The organism is Natrinema salinisoli (genome assembly GCF_020405205.1).
Taxonomy (GTDB): Archaea; Halobacteriota; Halobacteria; order Halobacteriales; family Natrialbaceae; genus Natrinema; species Natrinema salinisoli.
Genome location: NZ_CP084469.1, coordinates 1 through 16,548, shown reverse-complemented (window position 1 = coordinate 16,548; position 16,548 = coordinate 1). Strand labels below are relative to the sequence as shown.

The window sequence follows — 16,548 nt, the reverse complement described above, 5'->3', positions numbered from 1 at the left end:
TCGCACCGAGCGGTCAGTTCCCGTCGGGGTTTTCCGCTGGTTCGAAGGCCTCGAATTCTCGGTCGCGGACCGTGACGATCTCGCCGGTGTTGACCCGCCGGCCCTCGGCGTCGCCGACCCGAAATAGGGTTACGGTGTCCTCACCCGTGCCGACGACGCGGTAGATTCCATCGGGATAGTCGCCGGCGATCGGTCGGCAGTGATCGCGCATGGCGAGGGAATCCATGTGCCGATGTGGAGTCACCGGTCCGATATAAGCGTAGAGGCTCGCGGTCGTCGATCGATGTCAATCCGCAGTCCCGCACCAGTCGACCGCCGTCAGCGCGAGCGTCTGTGCCGTCTCGACCAGCGAGGCGATCTCCACGTACTCGTCGGCACCGTGGATGTTGTCGCCCCGCGGGCCGACCGACGGACAGGGGATGTCGTAGTAGCGGTTGTAAAACCGCTCGTCGTTGCCGGCGCTTCCGCCGCCGAACGTCGTTTCCCTCCCGGTGACCGTTTCCGCGTTCTCCCGCGCGATCTGGACGATCTCCGCGTCGGTATCGAGTTCGTGCGGCGCGGCGTTCCAGCCGAACCACTCGAACTCGGGTGGGTGTTCGGACAGCCACTCGTCGCTCTCGGCGGCGTCTCGCACGGCCGCTTCGACTTCGGCCCGGACCTCCTCGCGTGTTTCGCCGGGCGGCCAACCGATTCGTCCCTCCAAGACCGCCTCTGAGGGGACCGTCGAGGGCCAGTCGCCGCCGTCGATCGTGCCCACGTTCAGGTTGGTTTCGTGCCCGTCGAGTTTCGGGTTCTGCCGGACGGCCGGCTCGTACGAAATACGCGCTTTCCGTTCCCGGTCCAGTTCGTCGAGCGCCCGATAGAGCGTCGTCGCCTTGCCGATGGCGTTTACGCCCGCATAGCCCTGGGCAGCGTGTGCCGACTTCCCCAGTACGCGAACGCGGAAGTACATCACCCCGGCGCTCGCCATTCCGATGTTCGGCAGGCCGGAGGGTTCGGTAATGATCGCCGCGTCGGGTCGATAGCCGCGCTCGAGCGCGGAGAGGACGCCGCCGGGACCGCCGTCTTCCTCTTCGATGGTCGTCTGCAGCGTGAGGTCGCCGGCCAGTTCGACGCCGAGGTCGTCGAGCGCCTCGACGGCGACGAGCATGGACGCCACGCCGCCGAGCATATCGTTGCTGCCGCGTCCGTAGAGGCGACCGTCCTCGATAGTGGCGTCCCACGGATCGTACCGCCACTCGTCTTCGTCGACTGGAACGACGTCGACGTGTCCGCTCAGGGTCAGGGACCGCCCGTCGCCGGCGCCGGTCCACGTCGCTGCGACGTTCGGACGGTCCTCGTATCCGTGTGCCGCGTAGGACGAGGTCTCGAAGAACCCGGGGTGGTCCCGCAGTTCGTCGGCGTCGGGCACCCACGTGTCGACCTCGAGCCCGCGGGATTCCAATCGCGACACGACGACCTCCTGTGCGGGTTTCTCGTTGCCGGTCACGGACTCCTGGGCGATGAGTTCGTCGAGGAGTTCGATGAGATCCTCGCGCCTGTCCTCGATCCGGTCGCGGAGAGCGCCCCTGTCTATTGCGGACATTTACCGCGTTATGGTACATCACACCACATACTTACGTCTTTCTCCGACGACCCACCCGGATCGGCGGTCGGCACTCGAAAGTCAGTTCCCGACGGTGTCCACGAAAGAGACCGCGACCGCTGCGGGAGACCACCGAGCGCCCGCTACGATCGGTGACCGCCGGGCGCGAGCAACTCAACCGGATGCGGGACGTCTCGCTCGAGCAGCGTCTCGAGTTGATCGCCACAGGAAGTACCGGAGGCGACGACGGTCTCCGCGTCTTCGACCTGTCCGGCCAGCCGTTCACCGACGTCCATACTGAGTTCGTAGTACTCCTGTTTGTAGCCAAAGGAGCCGGCCATCCCGCAACACTCCGCGTTCGAGGTCTCCGGCTCGTAGCCACAGGACTCGAGGACGGCCACCGTGGGCGCTTCGAGATCGAGCGTCCGCTGCTGACAGTGAGAGTGGTAGGCGACTGGTTGGCTTCCGTCGCCGGTCGACAGGGCGTCGGGGTCGGCACCGTTCTCGAGGAGTCCGTAGACGTACTCGCAGATCTCGTAACTGCCGTCCCGGAGCCGCTCGTAGGAGTCCTCGGGCAGCAGGCGCTCGTACTCGCGGTGCATGGCGGCCAGATCGGAGGGTTCGATGACGACCACGTCTCGCCCGGCGTCGAGGTCCTCGGCCAGCGCGGCGTAGAGTCGGCTCGCCTGTCGGTCCGCCGTGGCGATCATTCCCTGGGAGAGCGCCGCGCGCCCGCTCTCGGGGAGGTCGGGAACTCGCACGGGAACGCCGAGCGCCTCGAGGGTGCGGACGGCGGCCTTCCCGCGGTCGACGTCGACGTAGTTCGTGTAGACGTCGGGGTAGAGAACGGCCTCGCGATCGACGTCGGCCCCGCCGTCTCGAGCATCGGCTTGCGCTGTCCGCTTGCTCGAGCCCACCGCTCGCTTTTTCGAGACGGCTTCGCCACCTCGCTTCTCGAACCAGTCGACCAGCGATTTCCGCTGGAACGACGGCAGATCGCGCCGACGGTCGATTCCGAGGGTGCGCTCGAGGACCGCGCGAACGGGGCCCGCGTCGGCCAGCCAGTTCGAGACGGGGGCGGTCGCGCTGGCGGTCTTCGCAACAGTTCCGATGTTGCCGAAGAAGCGCTTCCCGAGGTCCATACCGCCCTCCTCGACGTCGGGGGTCAGGCCGTCGACGAGGAAATCGTACGACTCCGCCTCGGCGCTGCGATTCACTCGATCCCTGACGACGGTGTTGATCCACGGGATGTCGATCTTCACCGGACAGGCGTCGACGCAGTTCGTACAGCCGGTACAGAGGTCGTTGAACTCGGCCGCGGACTCCTGGCCGTGGACGCCGGCTTCCCAGCCGGTGGCAATCCCCCCTGAATACGTCTCGCCGCCGAAGCCGTGGCCGCCGACGGACTGGAAGTTCGCACAGGAGTTCGAGCACGCGCCACAGCGGATGCAGTACAGGGTTTCCCGGAGCTGGTCGTCCTCGCGCATGTCCGTACGACCGTTGTCCAGCAAGACGAGGTGGAAGTCGCGGTCCGCGTCTCCCGTTCCGTCCGCGGCTTCCGTCCCGTCGGCTACCCCTTCCCCACCGGCCGTGATCGGCTCGTCCGGCGCGTCGAAGTCCAGCGTCGGCGAGTCGGTCGGCGGGGACAGCATCGTCACGTACTGGGAGATCGGCTGGCCGGTCGCGCTCTTGGCGATGATATCGACGAACGGCTCGAGGTCCGACAGGGTCGGGATCAGCTTCTCTATACCCGCGACCGCGACGTGTGTGTCGGGCGTGACCGCACACTTGCGGGCGTTGCCCTCGTTCGTAACGAGCGCGATCGTCCCGCTGTCGGCGACGACGAAGTTCGCCCCGGTGATCCCGACGTCGGCGTCCGTGATGATTTCGCCGAGGTGATCCCGGGCGAACCGCGTGAGTTCCTCCGCCGTCTCGAAGGGGTCGTCGGGGTCGAATCGCTCGTTGAACAGGTCAGCGATCTCCGGACGAGAGATGTGCATCGCCGGGCCGACGATGTGAGAGGGCGTGTCGTCGGCTACTTGCAACACCCACTCGCCGAGATCGGTTTCAGTGACGTCGATCCCCTCGGCCTCGAGCGCGTCGTTGAGATCGATCTCCTCGGTCGTCATCGACTTGGATTTGACGACCGAGGGCTCGGCCGCCTCGTCCGCCGGCCCGTTCCCCTCGACTACGTCGGCCACGTACGCGTTAGCGTCCGCGGCGTCGTCCGCGACGTAGACGGTGCCGCCGTTTTCCTCGACCGCCTCCCGGACCGTCTCGATCAAGTCCGGAAGGCGGTCGATGGCGTCTTCCTTGATCGCTCGCGCGTCGGTTCGGAGAGACTCGAGGTCGTCGGTCCCGCCGTAGGTTTCCTTTCGACGGGCGTTCGAGGCGCTCGCGTGGGCGTGGATCGCCGGCCCTTCGGTCTCGAGCAGGTGGCGGATCCGGTCGGCCTGCTCGGTTCGCGTGCGCTGTGCCATCCTATCGGTCCTCCAGGACGATCACGTCGACGTTGCCGGGGCCGTGCACGCCGTGGACGAGGTCGCCCATGTCCGCCGTCGCGCTCCGGCCCGTTGCGAAGACGACGCTGTCCCGACCCGCTTCGAAGCCGTCTGCGAGACGGCTGAATCCGGCACTGAGGTTCGGAACGACGCCGCTCTCAGCGACGACCGCGACGTGTCGGTCCGGGTAGAGGCTGATCGGTTCCACGCCGTCTGCCGTCGACTCGACGGCCACCGTTCCGTACTCCGCGATCGCGAAGGCCACCGGAGTGACGCCCGTCCGGGCCGCCTCGATCTCGGCCGTCGTCGGCTCGGTCGTCACCCCGTCCGGGAGCGACGCCCCCTCGAACGGGAGCGACGCGCCGACGGCCGGGTGTTCGACGATCGTTTCGATCCGCTCGCTCGCCTCGGCGGCCGCGACGCGCTCGAACCCCACCTCGAGTCCCTCGAGCGCGCGTTCGAACCGGCCGAGAGTGTCGACTGTCATCGTTTCCCACATCCGGGCGGACGGTCAAGATACTGATGGTCGCTTCAGTGTCACTTCGAGGATCTTGTTGGAAGCTGATGGCCCCGCAGAGTCCCGAGTAGACCGGATGCGAACCGATGTATCTCTCCATGCAGGGTGGACGGGGGTCTTCGAGGGCGACCTCTACTACTCCGTCGACGACTACCGCGACGAACTCCAGGTCGACGCCGACGAGTGCCCCCCTCTCCATCGCCAACGGCGAGTACGATTACCTGATGACATCCGAAGACGGTCGTCGAACGACCGACGGGACAAGCGAGGGCGCGACCCCGATCGAGTTCGCCGAGATCCGCCATTTCCCGATGAGCGAACACCCCGAGCTGTGCAACGCTTCCATCCGCGAGATCCTCGCGACCGTTGCTGGTGATCGAGAGGAAGCGCTCCCGAACGCCCTCGAGCCCGACGACGTCGGTATCGAACTCGTCGTCCCGATCGAATCGAGTCCCACGCTCGTACCGTTCTTTTCTGCCGCCGGCCGCAGCCCGTTGACCGTACGCCTGGCGTCTCGATCGGACTCGGTACCGTTCACCAGACACAAAGCTTATATCATGTGTGTCTAGTTCTCATCCAACACCCACCATGTCAGAAACGACATCCGGACCCGACCGATACGCCGAGCAAGAGACGGACGACGGAACCGTTCGGATCTTCGATCCGGAGAACGACGCCGCCTGGATCGAATCCGACACGACGCTTTCGATCGTCTGGCAGACCTGACCGGAGCGAAAACGGATCTCGGCTACCCGTGCCGGATCGTCGTCTCGGTCACTGATCCACCGCAAACGGGCACTCGAGGGCGTCGACGGCAGCCCTTTACCGACCGTCGTCTCACCGCTACCCGTGAGCTGCGGATACCGGTAGCGATGAACTCGTCGAGTCAGTTGCAACACTGCGAAAAATACGCGCGATTCGACCGACACCTCGACGCCGATCGCGCCGGTGTGATCGATACGTGTTGTTCCGATTCAGTCCACCGAAACGACCGTGACGGAGGGTGTCACCACCCTCGAGCGTCAGCGTCGTTCGGTTCCGATCAGGACGAAGCGGGCACGGGCCCTCGATCGTCTATCGGAGTCGCGTCGGTCTCGACTCCGGCCATGCCGCTGAAGCCGGTCAGCCCGTCCCAGATGACGGGGAGTTCGTCCGAGTACTCGGGCGCGTCCGATGGCGGCTCTTCGACCTCGCCGTCTTCGGACTCCTCGATGCCGACGGTCGCGCCGTCGTATTCCGCGTCGAGCGGCTGCGTCTTCCACAGGAACACGCGTTCCTCGACGCCGGACGCTCTCGCATCGAATTCGAGGCCTGTGTCCTCACCGGCACCGTCGACGGCCTGGAACTCGGCGCTGAAGGCGTCGACGGGCGTGTCGGTCTGTCCCGGCGGGACCCACGCTCGATCGACGACCAGAATGCCCGCGCTCTCGATGTCGACGACCTGCCAACCGGGTCGGTCGATGCCCGTGAACTCGAGGGCGTCGGAATCGTAGCGCATGACGAGCGTGTACTGGCCGACCTCGATCTCCTCGTCCGTCGCGGACTCGATGTCCGTGTCGACGGTGACCGTCTCACCGACTGTAACGTTCTCCTCGTCGACGTCCGCGTCGACGATAACGTCGGCGTCGGGTTCGGGTGCCGTTTCGGTGAGCGTCACATCGACCGTCGTCGTCTCGTCGACCTCGATCGTGACGTCCTCGCTGGCGTCCTCGTACCCTTCGGCCGAGACGGTGAGCGTGTACTCGCCGGCCTCGAGGTCGAGGGCGTAGGAGCCGGTCTCGTCGGTCGTCGTCTCCTGGTCACCGACAGTGACGGTCGCGCCGGTGATCGGTTCGCCGTCGGCGTCAGTGACGGTCCCTTCGAGCGTTCCGTCGGTCGGTTCGGCTTCCAGCGTCACGTCGGCGGTCGTGGTTGCAGCGGCCTCGACCGTGACGTTCTCGCTGGCGTCCTCGTAGCCGTCAGCACTGACCGCGAGCGTGTACTCGCCCGGCTCGAGGTCGAGGCTGTAGGTGCCGTTCTCGTCGGTCGCCGTCTGCTGGTCACCGGCGGCGACGGTCGCGTCGGCGATCGGTTCGCCGTCGGCGTCCGTAACGGTGCCTTCGACCGTGCCCTGCGACACGTTTTCGAGCTGGTCGGCCGCGCCGTTCAGGTTCGGCTGGACGGTGAACTCGACGAGGTCGGCCGCGTTGTGCAGCGACTCGTTCGCGAGTGCGGCGTCGTCGGAGACGTCGCCGTACTCCTCTTCGATGCGTTCACCCTCTTCCCGAGCCTCGTCGGGCGTGGTGACGTCGTCGGGGTCGACGATCGGGGAGACGATGTCCGGCGCTCGCGCGTTGATTACGGCGACGACCGTCTCGAAGACGGTCGCCTGCCGGTCGTCAGCGTCGGCGCGCAGGCGGTCGGCCTCGGCGGACGCCGCCTCGGCGTCGCTGGCTTCGACCTCCTCGACCGATTCGACGTCGTCGAACTTGTCATCGATCTCCGACGTCTGATTGTCGACCTTCTCGTTGAAGTCCTCGAGTTCGTCGTTCGTCTCGGCGATCTCGTTTTCGTTAACGCGCTCGACGGTCTCCGAGATCGGATCGGATTCCTCACGCTGGAGGGCGACGTCGAGCGTCGTGGTCGCGTCGGCGTCGACCGTGACGTTCTCGCTGGCATCCTCGTAGCCCTCGGCCGAGACGGTGACCGCGTAGTCACCGGCCTCGAGTTCGAGGTCGTAGGTGCCGTTGTCGTCGGTCGTGGTCTGCCGGTCACCGGCGGCAACGGTCGCGTTGGCGATCGCGTCGCCGTCCGTATCAGTGACCGTGCCTTCGAGAGTCCCGTCAGTCGGCACGGGCTCCAGCGTCACGTCAGCGGTCGTGATCGCGTCGGCGTCGACCGTGACGTTCTGGCTGGCGTCTTCGTAGCCCTCGACCGAGACGGCGAGCGTGTACTCACCGGGCTCGAGCTCGAGCGCGTAGGTACCGTTCTCGTCGGTCGTCACCGTCTCGTCACCGGCGGTGACGGTCGCGTCGGCGACCGGTTCACCGTCGGCGTCAGTAACGGTTCCTTCGACGGCTCCGGTCGCTTCTTCGAGGGTGACGTCTGCGGTCGTGGTCGATTCGACCTCGATCGAGACGTTCTGGCTGGCGTCCTCGTAGCCCTCGGCGCTGACCTCGAGGGTGTAGTCGCCGGCCTCGAGGTCGAGGCTGTAAGTGCCGTTGTCGTCGGTCGTCGTCTGCTGGTCCCCGGCGGTAACTGTCGCGCCAGCGATCGACTCGCCATCCGTGTCAGTAACGGTGCCTTCGAGAGTCCCGTCAGTCGGCACGGGCTCCAGCGTCACGTCGGCGGTCGTGGTCGCGTCGGCTTCGACCGAGACGGTCTGGCTGGCGTCTTCGTAGCTCTCGGCCGAGGCGGTGAGCGTGTACTCGCCGGGCTCGAGATCGAGGCTGTAGGTACCGTTGTCGTCGGTCGTCGTCTGCTGGTCACCGACGGTGACGGTCGCATCGGCGATCGCGTCACCGCTCATGTCGGTTACAGTACCTTCGAGCGTGCCATCGACCGCTTCTAGCGTGACGTCGACGGTCGTAGTCGCGTCGGCGTCGACCGTCACGTCTTCACTGACAGTCTCGTAGCCCTCAGCACTGACTTCGAGCGCGTACTCGCCCGGTTCGAGCTCGAGGGCGTACGTACCATCGTCGCCGGTCATCACCGTTTCGTCACCGGCGGTAACGGTCGCGTCGGCGATCGGCTCGCCGGCAGCGTCGGTGACGGTTCCTTCGACGGATCCGGGACGTTCTTCGAGGGTGACGTCGGCAGTCGTGGTCGATTCGACCTCGACCGTCACGTCCTCGCTAGCGTCCTCGTACCCCTCGGCACTGACCTCGAGGGTGTAGTCGCCGGCCTCGAGTTGGAGACTGTAGGTGCCGTTCTCGTCGGTCGTCGTCTCCAGATCGCCGGCACTGACGGTCGCATCGGCGATCGGTTCGCCGTCCGTGTCAGTGACGGTGCCTTCGAGGGTGCCGTCAGTCGGCACGGGCTCCAGCGTCACGTCGGCGGTCGTGGTTCCGCCGGCCTCGACCGTCACGTCTTCGCTGGCATCCTGATAGCCCTCGGCACTGATCTCGAGCGTGTACTCGCCCGGCTCGATATCGACGGCGTAGGAGCCGTTCTCGCCGGTCGTCGTCTGCTGATCACCGACAGTGACGGTGGCGCCGGCGACCGGCTCGCCGTCGGCGTCAGTGACGGTCCCTTCGACGGATCCGGGACGTTCCTCGAGCGTCACGTCAGCGGTCGTGGTCGTTTCGACCTCGATCGTGACGTTCTGGCTGGCGTCCTCGTAGCCCTCGGCCGAGACCGCGAGCGTGTAGTCGCCGGCCTCGAGTTCGAGGCTGTAGGAGCCGTTCTCGTCGGTCGTCGTCTGCTGGTCGTCAACGGCGACGGTCGCACCCGCGATCGGCTCGCCGTCCGCGTCAGTGACGGTGCCTTCGAGGGTCCCGTCAGTGGGCGTGAGTTCCAGTGTGACGTCGACAGTCGTGGTCGTGTCGGCTTCGACAGTCACGTCCTCGCTGGTCTCCTCGTAGGCGTCGGCCGAGACGGTGAGCGTGTAGTCGCCGGTCTCGAGATCGACGGCGTACGAGCCGTCCGCAGCAGTCGTCACCGTTTCGTTGCCGACGGTGACCGTGGCACCGGCAATCGGGTCACCGTCAGCATCGGTGACGGTTCCCTCGACCGTACCGGTAGTCGGCTCTTCGCCTTCGAGTGCGTCGAGCTTGTCGGCACCGCCGTTCAGCGGCGGCCTGAGATCGTTTTCGATCAGATCGGCCGCGTCTCGCAGCGATTCGGCCGCCTGCGTCGCGAGGCCCCCTTCCTCCTCGAGACGGTCGGCAACTTCGCGTGCGTCAGCGGGCGATTGGATCTCCGAGCGGTTGACGTCGGCGACCCCGCCTTCGTTGATCACGGTCACGATCTTGTCGAAGATCGCCGTCTCTCGAGCATCGAGGTCAGCCCGGAGGCGATCGGCTTCGTCCTGAGCCTCCGGGACGCTCTGGGCTTCGACCGCGTCGACGGAACTGACGTTCTCGACGTCGACGCTGAGGAGAGACGCCTTCTCCTGGAGTTGGCTATTGAACGACATGATCGCGTCGTTCGCGGTCGGGATCTCGTTGTTGTTGACGCTCTCGACGACCTCACCGACCTCGTCCGAGCCGCCGTCGTCCTCCTGCTGGAGGGTAACGTCGACCGTCGTCGTTGCGTCGGCCTCGACCGAGACGTTCTGACTGGCGTCTTGGTACCCATCGGCCGAGATGGCGAGTGAGTACTCACCGGGCTCGAGGTCGAGACCGTAGGAGCCGTTCTCGTCGGTCGTCGTCTGCTGGTCGCCGGCGGTAACGGTCGCATTGGCGATCGGTTCGCCGTCAGTATCCGTGATGGTTCCCTCAACCGCACCGGTGGCCGGTTGAACTGAATCCAGCTGATCGGCAGCGCCATTGAGGGGCGGTCTGAGATCGTTTTCGATCAGGTCGGCCGCGTCTCGCAGCGACTCGGCTGCCTGTGTCGCGAGGCCCCCTTCCTCCTCGAGACGGTCGGCAACCTCACGTGCGTCAGCGGGCGACTGGATCTCCGAGCGGTTGACGTCAGCGACGCCGCCCTCGTTGATCACGGTCACGATCTTGTCGAAGATCGCCGTCTCTCGAGCATCGAGGTCGGTTCGGAGGCGATCGGCCTCGCCCTGAGCTTCCGGAACCGTCGTGGCCTCGACCGCGTCGACGGAACTGACGTTCTCGACGTCGACACTGAGGAGAGACGCTTTCTCCTGCAGTTGGCTGTTGAACGACGTGATCGCGTCGTTTGCGGTCGCGATTTCGTTGTTGTTAACGGTCTCGACGACCTGATTCAGATCGTCGTTCTGTGCGTCGATACGTTCTGTGGTCGGTTCTGCATCACTCATTCCTGCGACTCCGAACGGTGCAGCAACGAGTGACAAAACGACCAGGGCAGCGAGTGTCGTTGCCCGTATCTGTCTCGTTCTCATGACTCTCACAGCGTCTGCCATGTCAACAACAGTCCGATAGTATTTTTTCCCGGATATGGCTTTAACTTTTAAACATACATATAGCTGAGAGCCGCGTTGCTTCCGGGGAAACACAGGTACCGACGCTCGTAGCTCTTCGCACGGGATGCAACGATACCACGTCTCGTACGACCGATCCGACGCGTTCGCACTCGTCGGCAGCACGGATCTCGGATGTGACTCGACGCCCCGATTTGCGATCGATCGCGCGAAAATAGGACCGAAAACTGTCGCCTAACGATCGGTGTTGCGTGCCAGTCGCTGTCGTCTGAACCGCGCGTCACCGGCCGATTGACGCCCTTCCGACGCCGATAACGAGACCAGCATCGTCGGAGGCCGACGATCGCCGCTGCCTCAACGTGACTACTGCATCGCCTTGACCCAGCCGGGCGTCGACGCCATTCCCTCTTTGTCCTCCCAGCCGTTTTCGCGGAGGTACTCGGGAAGCCGCGTGAACTCGAATCCGAACCGGTCCTCGAGCTCGCCGATGTCGGCGTCGTAGCCGACCTCGTTGAACCACTCGCACATGACGGTGAACTCCTCGCCGAATGAGTCGTAGGCGTCCTCGATGGGGACGTGAACGGGGTCGACCTCTCGGCCAGTGACCGTCGAGAGCACCTCGGCGGTTTCCGCCAGAGTCAGTTCGTCTCCCGCGAGTTCGACGCGCTCCCCGACGAACTCGTCAGGGTGTTCGAACGCGACCGCAGCAGCGCGACCGACGTCGTCGACGTCGATCATCTGGAGGGAGACGCCCTCCTCGAGGGGCAGCGCGATCTGGCCGTCCTCAACGACGTCCTCGGCGAACGCCTCGAAGTTCTGGAAGAAGAACACGGGCTGGAGGACGGTCAGCGGCAGGTCGAGTCCCTGCGCGTGCTGGTCGATCTCCCACGCCGAATCGAAGTGAGGGATACCCGTGTCGCGCTCGTGACTGCCGACGCCGCTCAGCACGAACTGGTCGACGCCCTCCTCGGCGGCGACTTCGGCGACGTTTTTCCCTTGCTGAACCTGCGCGTCGTACCCCTGCGTCCAGAAGTTCGTGACGGCGAAGACCGCGTCGACGTCCGCGACGTGCGGCGCCAGCGACTCCTTGTCGTTCATATCTCCCTCGACCATCGTCACGCCCTGCTCGGCCAACTCCCGGGCGCGGTCTCCGGAGGCGTCGCGGGTCAGTCCGTATACGTCGAAATCGGCGTCGGACTCGAGCAAGTGGGCGACGACCGCGCCGCCCTGGTTGCCGGTCGCACCGGTGACGAGTACGCTCGTCATATCAGTTCACCTCTCCAGCACGCAGGTTGTCAGTGGTGTGCGATACGATTGCTGTCCGAACGACGGCGTCGACCGGGTTCATTACGTATCGGGAGACGGGCCGAATACAAATATAACATATTGGACATTAAGGATACCACCTAACACTGATGTTACCGTCACGAGTTCCGATAGGAGCGGAGTTCGGGATATCCGGATGGTTTCATTCTGGAGACGGAAGCGAAACCGGCGACGAGCCCGTACCCAGTCTGTGGAACTTTCCGGATCGCCGTCGAACGATCAACTATGCAGTACTTCGAAGACATCGAGATCGGTGCGGAGACGACCTTCGGAGAGCGAACGCTGACCGAAGACGAAATCGTGTCGTTCGCCAGGAAATGGGATCCACAACGATTCCACGTCGATCCCGAAGCCGCATCGGAGTCGGTCCACGGCGGCCTCATCGCCAGCGGTTTCCACACGGTCGCGGTCGCGATGCGCATCTGGGTCAACGAATACCTCCGCGACGTCGCGAACATGGGCGCACGGTATCTCTCCGAACTCGCCTGGCACGAACCGGTTCGTCCCGGCGACACCCTCGTCATCAGCGGCGAGGTGCTGGACAAAACGACCCCAGAGCACACCGACAGCCACGGCTACCTCGACTACGAACTCTCGGCCCGCGTCGACGGCGAGCCGGTGATGACGATGGTAACCGACCTCGTCGTCCAGCGCCGAAGGGACTGATCGCTCGAGGAGCGACGAGCCCCGATCCGAGCCCGGACCAGTACAGCGGCCAGTCCCTGTCGATCACCGGTCTCGAAAAAGAGCGTACGGACCGGTCGACTTACTCCGAAACCTCGAGTTCGCCGTAATCGAACTCCTCGCCCATCTCCGAGAGGGTCTCGAGTTCGTCCTGTTCCTCCCGCAACGTCTCCTCGAGGGTGTCCGCGGCGTCGTCGAGTCCGAGCTGATCGGCCATCGGGATGAGGTTCCCGTAGACGGCGATCTCGTAGTGCTCGGACTTCTGTCCGGCGGCGATGTTGAACCGATCGAGCGCTTCGTCGCTCGGGTCCTTGTCCACGAACTCCTCGTGGGCCTCGATCATTCCCTCGACGACCGGGTCCTCTTCTCCCTCTGGAGAGGCGTCGACGTGCTCGAACACCGTCTCGAGGCGGTCGATCTGGTTTTTAGTTTCCTCGCGGTGCTCGGCGAATCCCGATTTGAGTTCCTCGCTCGTGGAGGTCTGCTCGAGTTCCTCGAGCGCGTCGACGAGGCGCTGTTCGGTGTAGTACGCGTGCTTCAGTCCGTCTACGAAGAGGTCTTCGGTCGAATCTATGGTCATAGGCGTTCGTCCGAGTGGACAGCAGTGATTTCAATAAGCAAGCGGCTTGCAGTTGAGATGAGCGTATTCAGGCGACTCAGACGGCAGAATCTGCAGTTCGGGAGTCTGCAGTTCGCGGGACTACTCGGATTCGCAGACCGCCAGGAAGTTCTCGAAAATCTCGTCTCCTTCCTCGGTGTGGGCGACCTCGGGGTGCCACTGGACGCCGTAGAGGTCCCGATCGGTATCGCTCATCGCCTCGACGTCGCAGACGTCGCTTTTCGCGGTCAGTTCGAATCCGTCGGGGAGTTCCTTCACTTCGTCGGCGTGGCTCGCCCAGACGCGGGTCTCGGGATGGAGCGATCCGGTCAGCGGGTCTTCGTCGTCGACGATATCGACGGTGACGTCCGCATAGCCGCCGTACTCGCCGCCCCCGACGCGGCCGCCCAGTTCGTCCGCGATCAGTTGCATTCCCAGACAGATGCCGAGAACTGGCACGTCCGCCTCGAGGTAGTCGGCGGAGCGCCCGATCCGGTCCATGTCCGGGCCGCCCGAGAGGACGACGCCGTCGGCGTCGACGTCTTCCGGCGGTGTGTCGTTGTCGATCAGCTCCGTATCGACGCCGAGGTCGCGAAGCGCCCGGCGCTCGAGGTGGGTGAACTGTCCATGATTGTCCACCACGACGATCTTCGTCATTGGGTGCTCGTAGCGGGCCACCCGGTAAAAGCGGTCCGAAAACCGATTTCGATTGCAGTGTCGCGACGGTCGAACCTGACGGCTCCTTATAACTGGTGCACGGATTCAGGTCCGAGCTTTTCACCCTCCGCTCCAAGCCGACCGTAGAACCAGTATGGGTCGCCCGAATGTGGACACAGGCGATATGCGGTGGGGGTGGACCTGCCCGCTGTGCGAGACGGACGTCTCGGTCTCGAGAGACCCCGGCTCCGGGACCTTCCGATGGGAGTGTGACAACGGTGCGTGCGACGCGATCGGATTCGGCTTCACCTCGCGGCGCAGGGCCCGACTCGCCCTTCGAGAGTATCGCGAGCGGTATCGAAACATCTATCGCTAGTCCCGGCCCGAACCGGCCGGTAAACCGCTATTCCCGAGGCGGGGTTCCGGTACGTTTATGCGTTCGTCACCGGATGACGAACACATGCCAGTCGATCTCAGCGAATTCGACCATCCCTCGTGGCTCACTGCGGCGGGAACGGGCATCGGGTACGCACTGATCCTCGCAGTGTTGACGCTGGCCATGTTCATCGTCCCGTGGCTCGTCTTCTCGGTCCTGTAACGCGGAAAATCGCTCCGCGTCGTCGTCTCGTTTTGATCGGTCTCGAAACGAGGGACGACGGAGGTTCCACGTACACAGTCCCCTCGATCGAATCAGTCGGCAGCGCTATCGCTCGAGTGAGCGCCGTCGCCGGGTTCGGGCTGTAGCTGGCGAACCAGGTTCAGGTGCATGAGATGGAGGTGCATCCCGATCCCGTACAGGATCAGCCCCAGTCCGACGAAGATCAGCGGGAGTTGTATCGCTTCGATCGCCGCTGCGGCGCTCTCGAGGTTCGCCGGAAGGACGCCGACGACCGTCAAGACAAAGGCGCCCAGGATGATCAGAAAGCCGATCCGGACCGCGCGAGAGTACGTTCCGACCTGTTCGATTCGGTTCTCGATATCGTTTCGGGAGGGTGGTGATTTCTCAGTGGCCATAGTCGGCCCACGTCAGTAGAGAGAATCGAGTCGGATACCCGTTCAGTTTGCACATGTCACCCTCGCGGCGTCTCTCGAATAGTGTCGCATCCGTCAGTCAATGGGTACGCCAAATGCTGTCGCCCGTCGCAGTGAAACCGAAGCAAAAGATCGACGTCGACCTCGAGCGACTCCTTCAGGCGAAGGTCTTCGAGACTTCTTCGCCCTCGTCGGACTCGGCCTGGACTTTGTCCCAGGCGCTGCGGAAGTCCTCCATCCGGATCTCGGTGCGGTCGTCGCGGATGGCGAACATGCCGGCCTCGGTACAGACGGCCTTGATGTCGGCACCCGACGCCTCCTCGGCGTCGACCGCCAGTTCGGCGAAGTCGACGTCGTCGGCGACGTTCATCCCGCGGGTGTGGATCTCGAAGATGATCTCGCGACCTTCCGCGTTCGGCTTGGGCACCTCGATCAGGCGGTCGAACCGGCCGGGGCGGAGGATGGCGCGGTCGAGCATGTCGAAGCGGTTGGTTGCGGCGATGATGCGGATCTCACCGCGCTCCTCGAAGCCGTCCATCTCGCTCAGAAGCTGCATCATCGTCCGCTGGACCTCGGCGTCGCCGGAGGTCTTGGACTCGGTCCGCTTGGCGGCGATGGCGTCGATCTCGTCGATGAAGATGACGGCGGGTTCGTGCTCACGTGCGACGTCGAAGAGGTCGCGAACGAGCTTGGCACCCTCGCCGATGAACTTGTGGACCAGCTCCGAGCCGGCCATCTTGATGAAGGTGGCGTCGGTCTGGTTGGCGACGGCTTTGGCGAGCATCGTCTTCCCGGTCCCAGGCGGCCCGTAGAGCAGGACGCCGCTCGGCGGGTCGATCCCGACGTCGTCGAACATCTCGGGCTTCTCGAGGGGCATCTCGACGGTTTCGCGGACTTCCTGCATCTGCTCCTCGAGTCCGCCGATGTCCTCGTAGCTGACGTCCGGGCTCTCGGTGACTTCCATCACGCGAGCGCGAACGTCGGTTTCGTTCGAGAGGGGCTTGACGATAGATAGCGAGTTGTTGACCGCGACCCGGGCGTCGGGCTCGATGTCCTCGCGCATCTCGTCGGTGACTTCCGTCAGCGCCTCCTGATTGTTCCCGTGCTGTTTGATGATGACGCCCTCGTCCGTGACTTCCTGGACGGTGGCGACGAACAGCGGGGACTGCTTGAGTTTCTTGTTCTCGTGTGTGAGTCGCTCGAGTTTCTGCTGGTACTTGTTGTTCTCGGCGTTGGCGTCGAGGAGCCTGTCGCGCATCTCCTCGTTTTGCGCCTCGAGGATCTCCAGCCGTTCCTCGAGCGACTGGATCTTCTCCTGTTGGGACGCCTCGTCCTCGTCGTATGGGAGGTCGACGTCGTCCACGGTGTCGCTCATCACCCGTCCCTTGGGTGTTGGTTCTTAAGAGACTTCGGGTAGGTGCAGCACTGTGACGTACGGCGAATTCCCGACGAACACGACCGAGAGTCGGTTTCGAGGGCGTTCGGACGAGCCGCCGAACGGCGGGAGTCGGAACTCCGATCCACGGCGGACTGCAGACCGGTCCTGTCGGTCTAACGGAACGTCGTCGCTCAGTCCCGTCACCTACCGTCTCGAGT

The 16,548-nt window shown here is 64.5% G+C and carries 15 protein-coding genes; 5 read left to right on the top strand and 10 right to left on the bottom strand.

Features of this window, described 5'->3' with window-relative positions; translation table 11 throughout:
* Positions 1–13 precede the first annotated feature (13 nt).
* The 4 genes from LDB05_RS00075 to LDB05_RS00060 all read right to left on the bottom strand — a co-directional run bounded on the left by LDB05_RS00075 (position 14) and on the right by LDB05_RS00060 (position 4,573).
* Positions 14–226 (bottom strand): hypothetical protein, encoded by a 213-nt coding sequence (locus LDB05_RS00075; RefSeq protein ID WP_226005891.1) that lies wholly within the window; start codon positions 224–226, stop codon positions 14–16.
* Between the two features lie 60 nt (positions 227–286).
* The gene (locus tag LDB05_RS00070; RefSeq protein WP_226005890.1) at positions 287–1,585 is read right to left on the bottom strand and encodes an ArgE/DapE family deacylase; all 1,299 of its coding nucleotides are present in this window, start codon (positions 1,583–1,585) and stop codon (positions 287–289) included.
* Positions 1,586–1,728: 143 nt separating this feature from the next.
* Positions 1,729–4,065, bottom strand: coding sequence for an LUD domain-containing protein (locus LDB05_RS00065; protein ID WP_226005889.1), 2,337 nt, complete (start codon positions 4,063–4,065; stop codon positions 1,729–1,731).
* 1 nt (position 4,066) lies between these two features.
* Entirely contained in the window at positions 4,067–4,573 is a 507-nt protein-coding gene (locus tag LDB05_RS00060) for an LUD domain-containing protein (RefSeq protein WP_226005888.1), read from the bottom strand.
* A gap of 254 nt (positions 4,574–4,827) precedes the next feature.
* Between LDB05_RS00060 and LDB05_RS00055 the strand changes: the two genes are divergently transcribed.
* Positions 4,828–5,172 (top strand): hypothetical protein, encoded by a 345-nt coding sequence (locus LDB05_RS00055; protein ID WP_226005887.1) that lies wholly within the window; start codon positions 4,828–4,830, stop codon positions 5,170–5,172.
* A gap of 19 nt (positions 5,173–5,191) precedes the next feature.
* Complete coding sequence (locus LDB05_RS00050) at positions 5,192–5,329, top strand: DUF7331 family protein (protein WP_226005886.1); 138 nt, start codon at positions 5,192–5,194, stop codon at positions 5,327–5,329.
* Between the two features lie 316 nt (positions 5,330–5,645).
* On the opposite strand, the gene LDB05_RS00045 is transcribed toward LDB05_RS00050, so the two are convergent.
* A complete protein-coding gene (locus tag LDB05_RS00045; protein ID WP_226005885.1) occupies positions 5,646–10,532 on the bottom strand; it encodes a carboxypeptidase regulatory-like domain-containing protein in 4,887 nt (1,628 codons plus the stop codon).
* 486 nt (positions 10,533–11,018) lie between these two features.
* Positions 11,019–11,921, bottom strand: a complete 903-nt coding sequence (locus tag LDB05_RS00040) for an NmrA/HSCARG family protein (protein WP_226005884.1) — start codon at positions 11,919–11,921, stop codon at positions 11,019–11,021.
* Between the two features lie 285 nt (positions 11,922–12,206).
* On the opposite strand from LDB05_RS00040, the gene LDB05_RS00035 reads away from it, so the two are divergent.
* Positions 12,207–12,647: a MaoC/PaaZ C-terminal domain-containing protein gene (locus tag LDB05_RS00035; RefSeq protein WP_226005883.1), complete on the top strand. Its 441-nt coding sequence runs from the start codon at positions 12,207–12,209 to the stop codon at positions 12,645–12,647.
* A 100-nt stretch (positions 12,648–12,747) separates the two neighbouring features.
* Here the strand turns inward: LDB05_RS00035 and LDB05_RS00030 are convergent, their stop codons facing one another.
* Both LDB05_RS00030 and LDB05_RS00025 read right to left on the bottom strand, forming a co-directional pair.
* Positions 12,748–13,245: a YciE/YciF ferroxidase family protein gene (locus tag LDB05_RS00030; protein WP_226005882.1), complete on the bottom strand. Its 498-nt coding sequence runs from the start codon at positions 13,243–13,245 to the stop codon at positions 12,748–12,750.
* A gap of 120 nt (positions 13,246–13,365) precedes the next feature.
* Positions 13,366–13,920, bottom strand: a complete 555-nt coding sequence (locus LDB05_RS00025; protein WP_226005881.1) for a GMP synthase subunit A — start codon at positions 13,918–13,920, stop codon at positions 13,366–13,368.
* 154 nt (positions 13,921–14,074) lie between these two features.
* Between LDB05_RS00025 and LDB05_RS00020 the strand changes: the two genes are divergently transcribed.
* Positions 14,075–14,296: a hypothetical protein gene (locus tag LDB05_RS00020; protein WP_226005880.1), complete on the top strand. Its 222-nt coding sequence runs from the start codon at positions 14,075–14,077 to the stop codon at positions 14,294–14,296.
* 84 nt (positions 14,297–14,380) lie between these two features.
* Positions 14,381–14,518, top strand: coding sequence for a hypothetical protein (locus LDB05_RS00015; RefSeq protein ID WP_226005879.1), 138 nt, complete (start codon positions 14,381–14,383; stop codon positions 14,516–14,518).
* Positions 14,519–14,610: 92 nt separating this feature from the next.
* On the opposite strand, the gene LDB05_RS00010 is transcribed toward LDB05_RS00015, so the two are convergent.
* Positions 14,611–14,934, bottom strand: a complete 324-nt coding sequence (locus LDB05_RS00010; protein ID WP_226005878.1) for a hypothetical protein — start codon at positions 14,932–14,934, stop codon at positions 14,611–14,613.
* A 175-nt stretch (positions 14,935–15,109) separates the two neighbouring features.
* A complete protein-coding gene (gene pan1, locus LDB05_RS00005) occupies positions 15,110–16,327 on the bottom strand; it encodes a proteasome-activating nucleotidase Pan1 (protein WP_226005877.1) in 1,218 nt (405 codons plus the stop codon).
* Between the last annotated feature and the right edge of the window lie 221 nt (positions 16,328–16,548).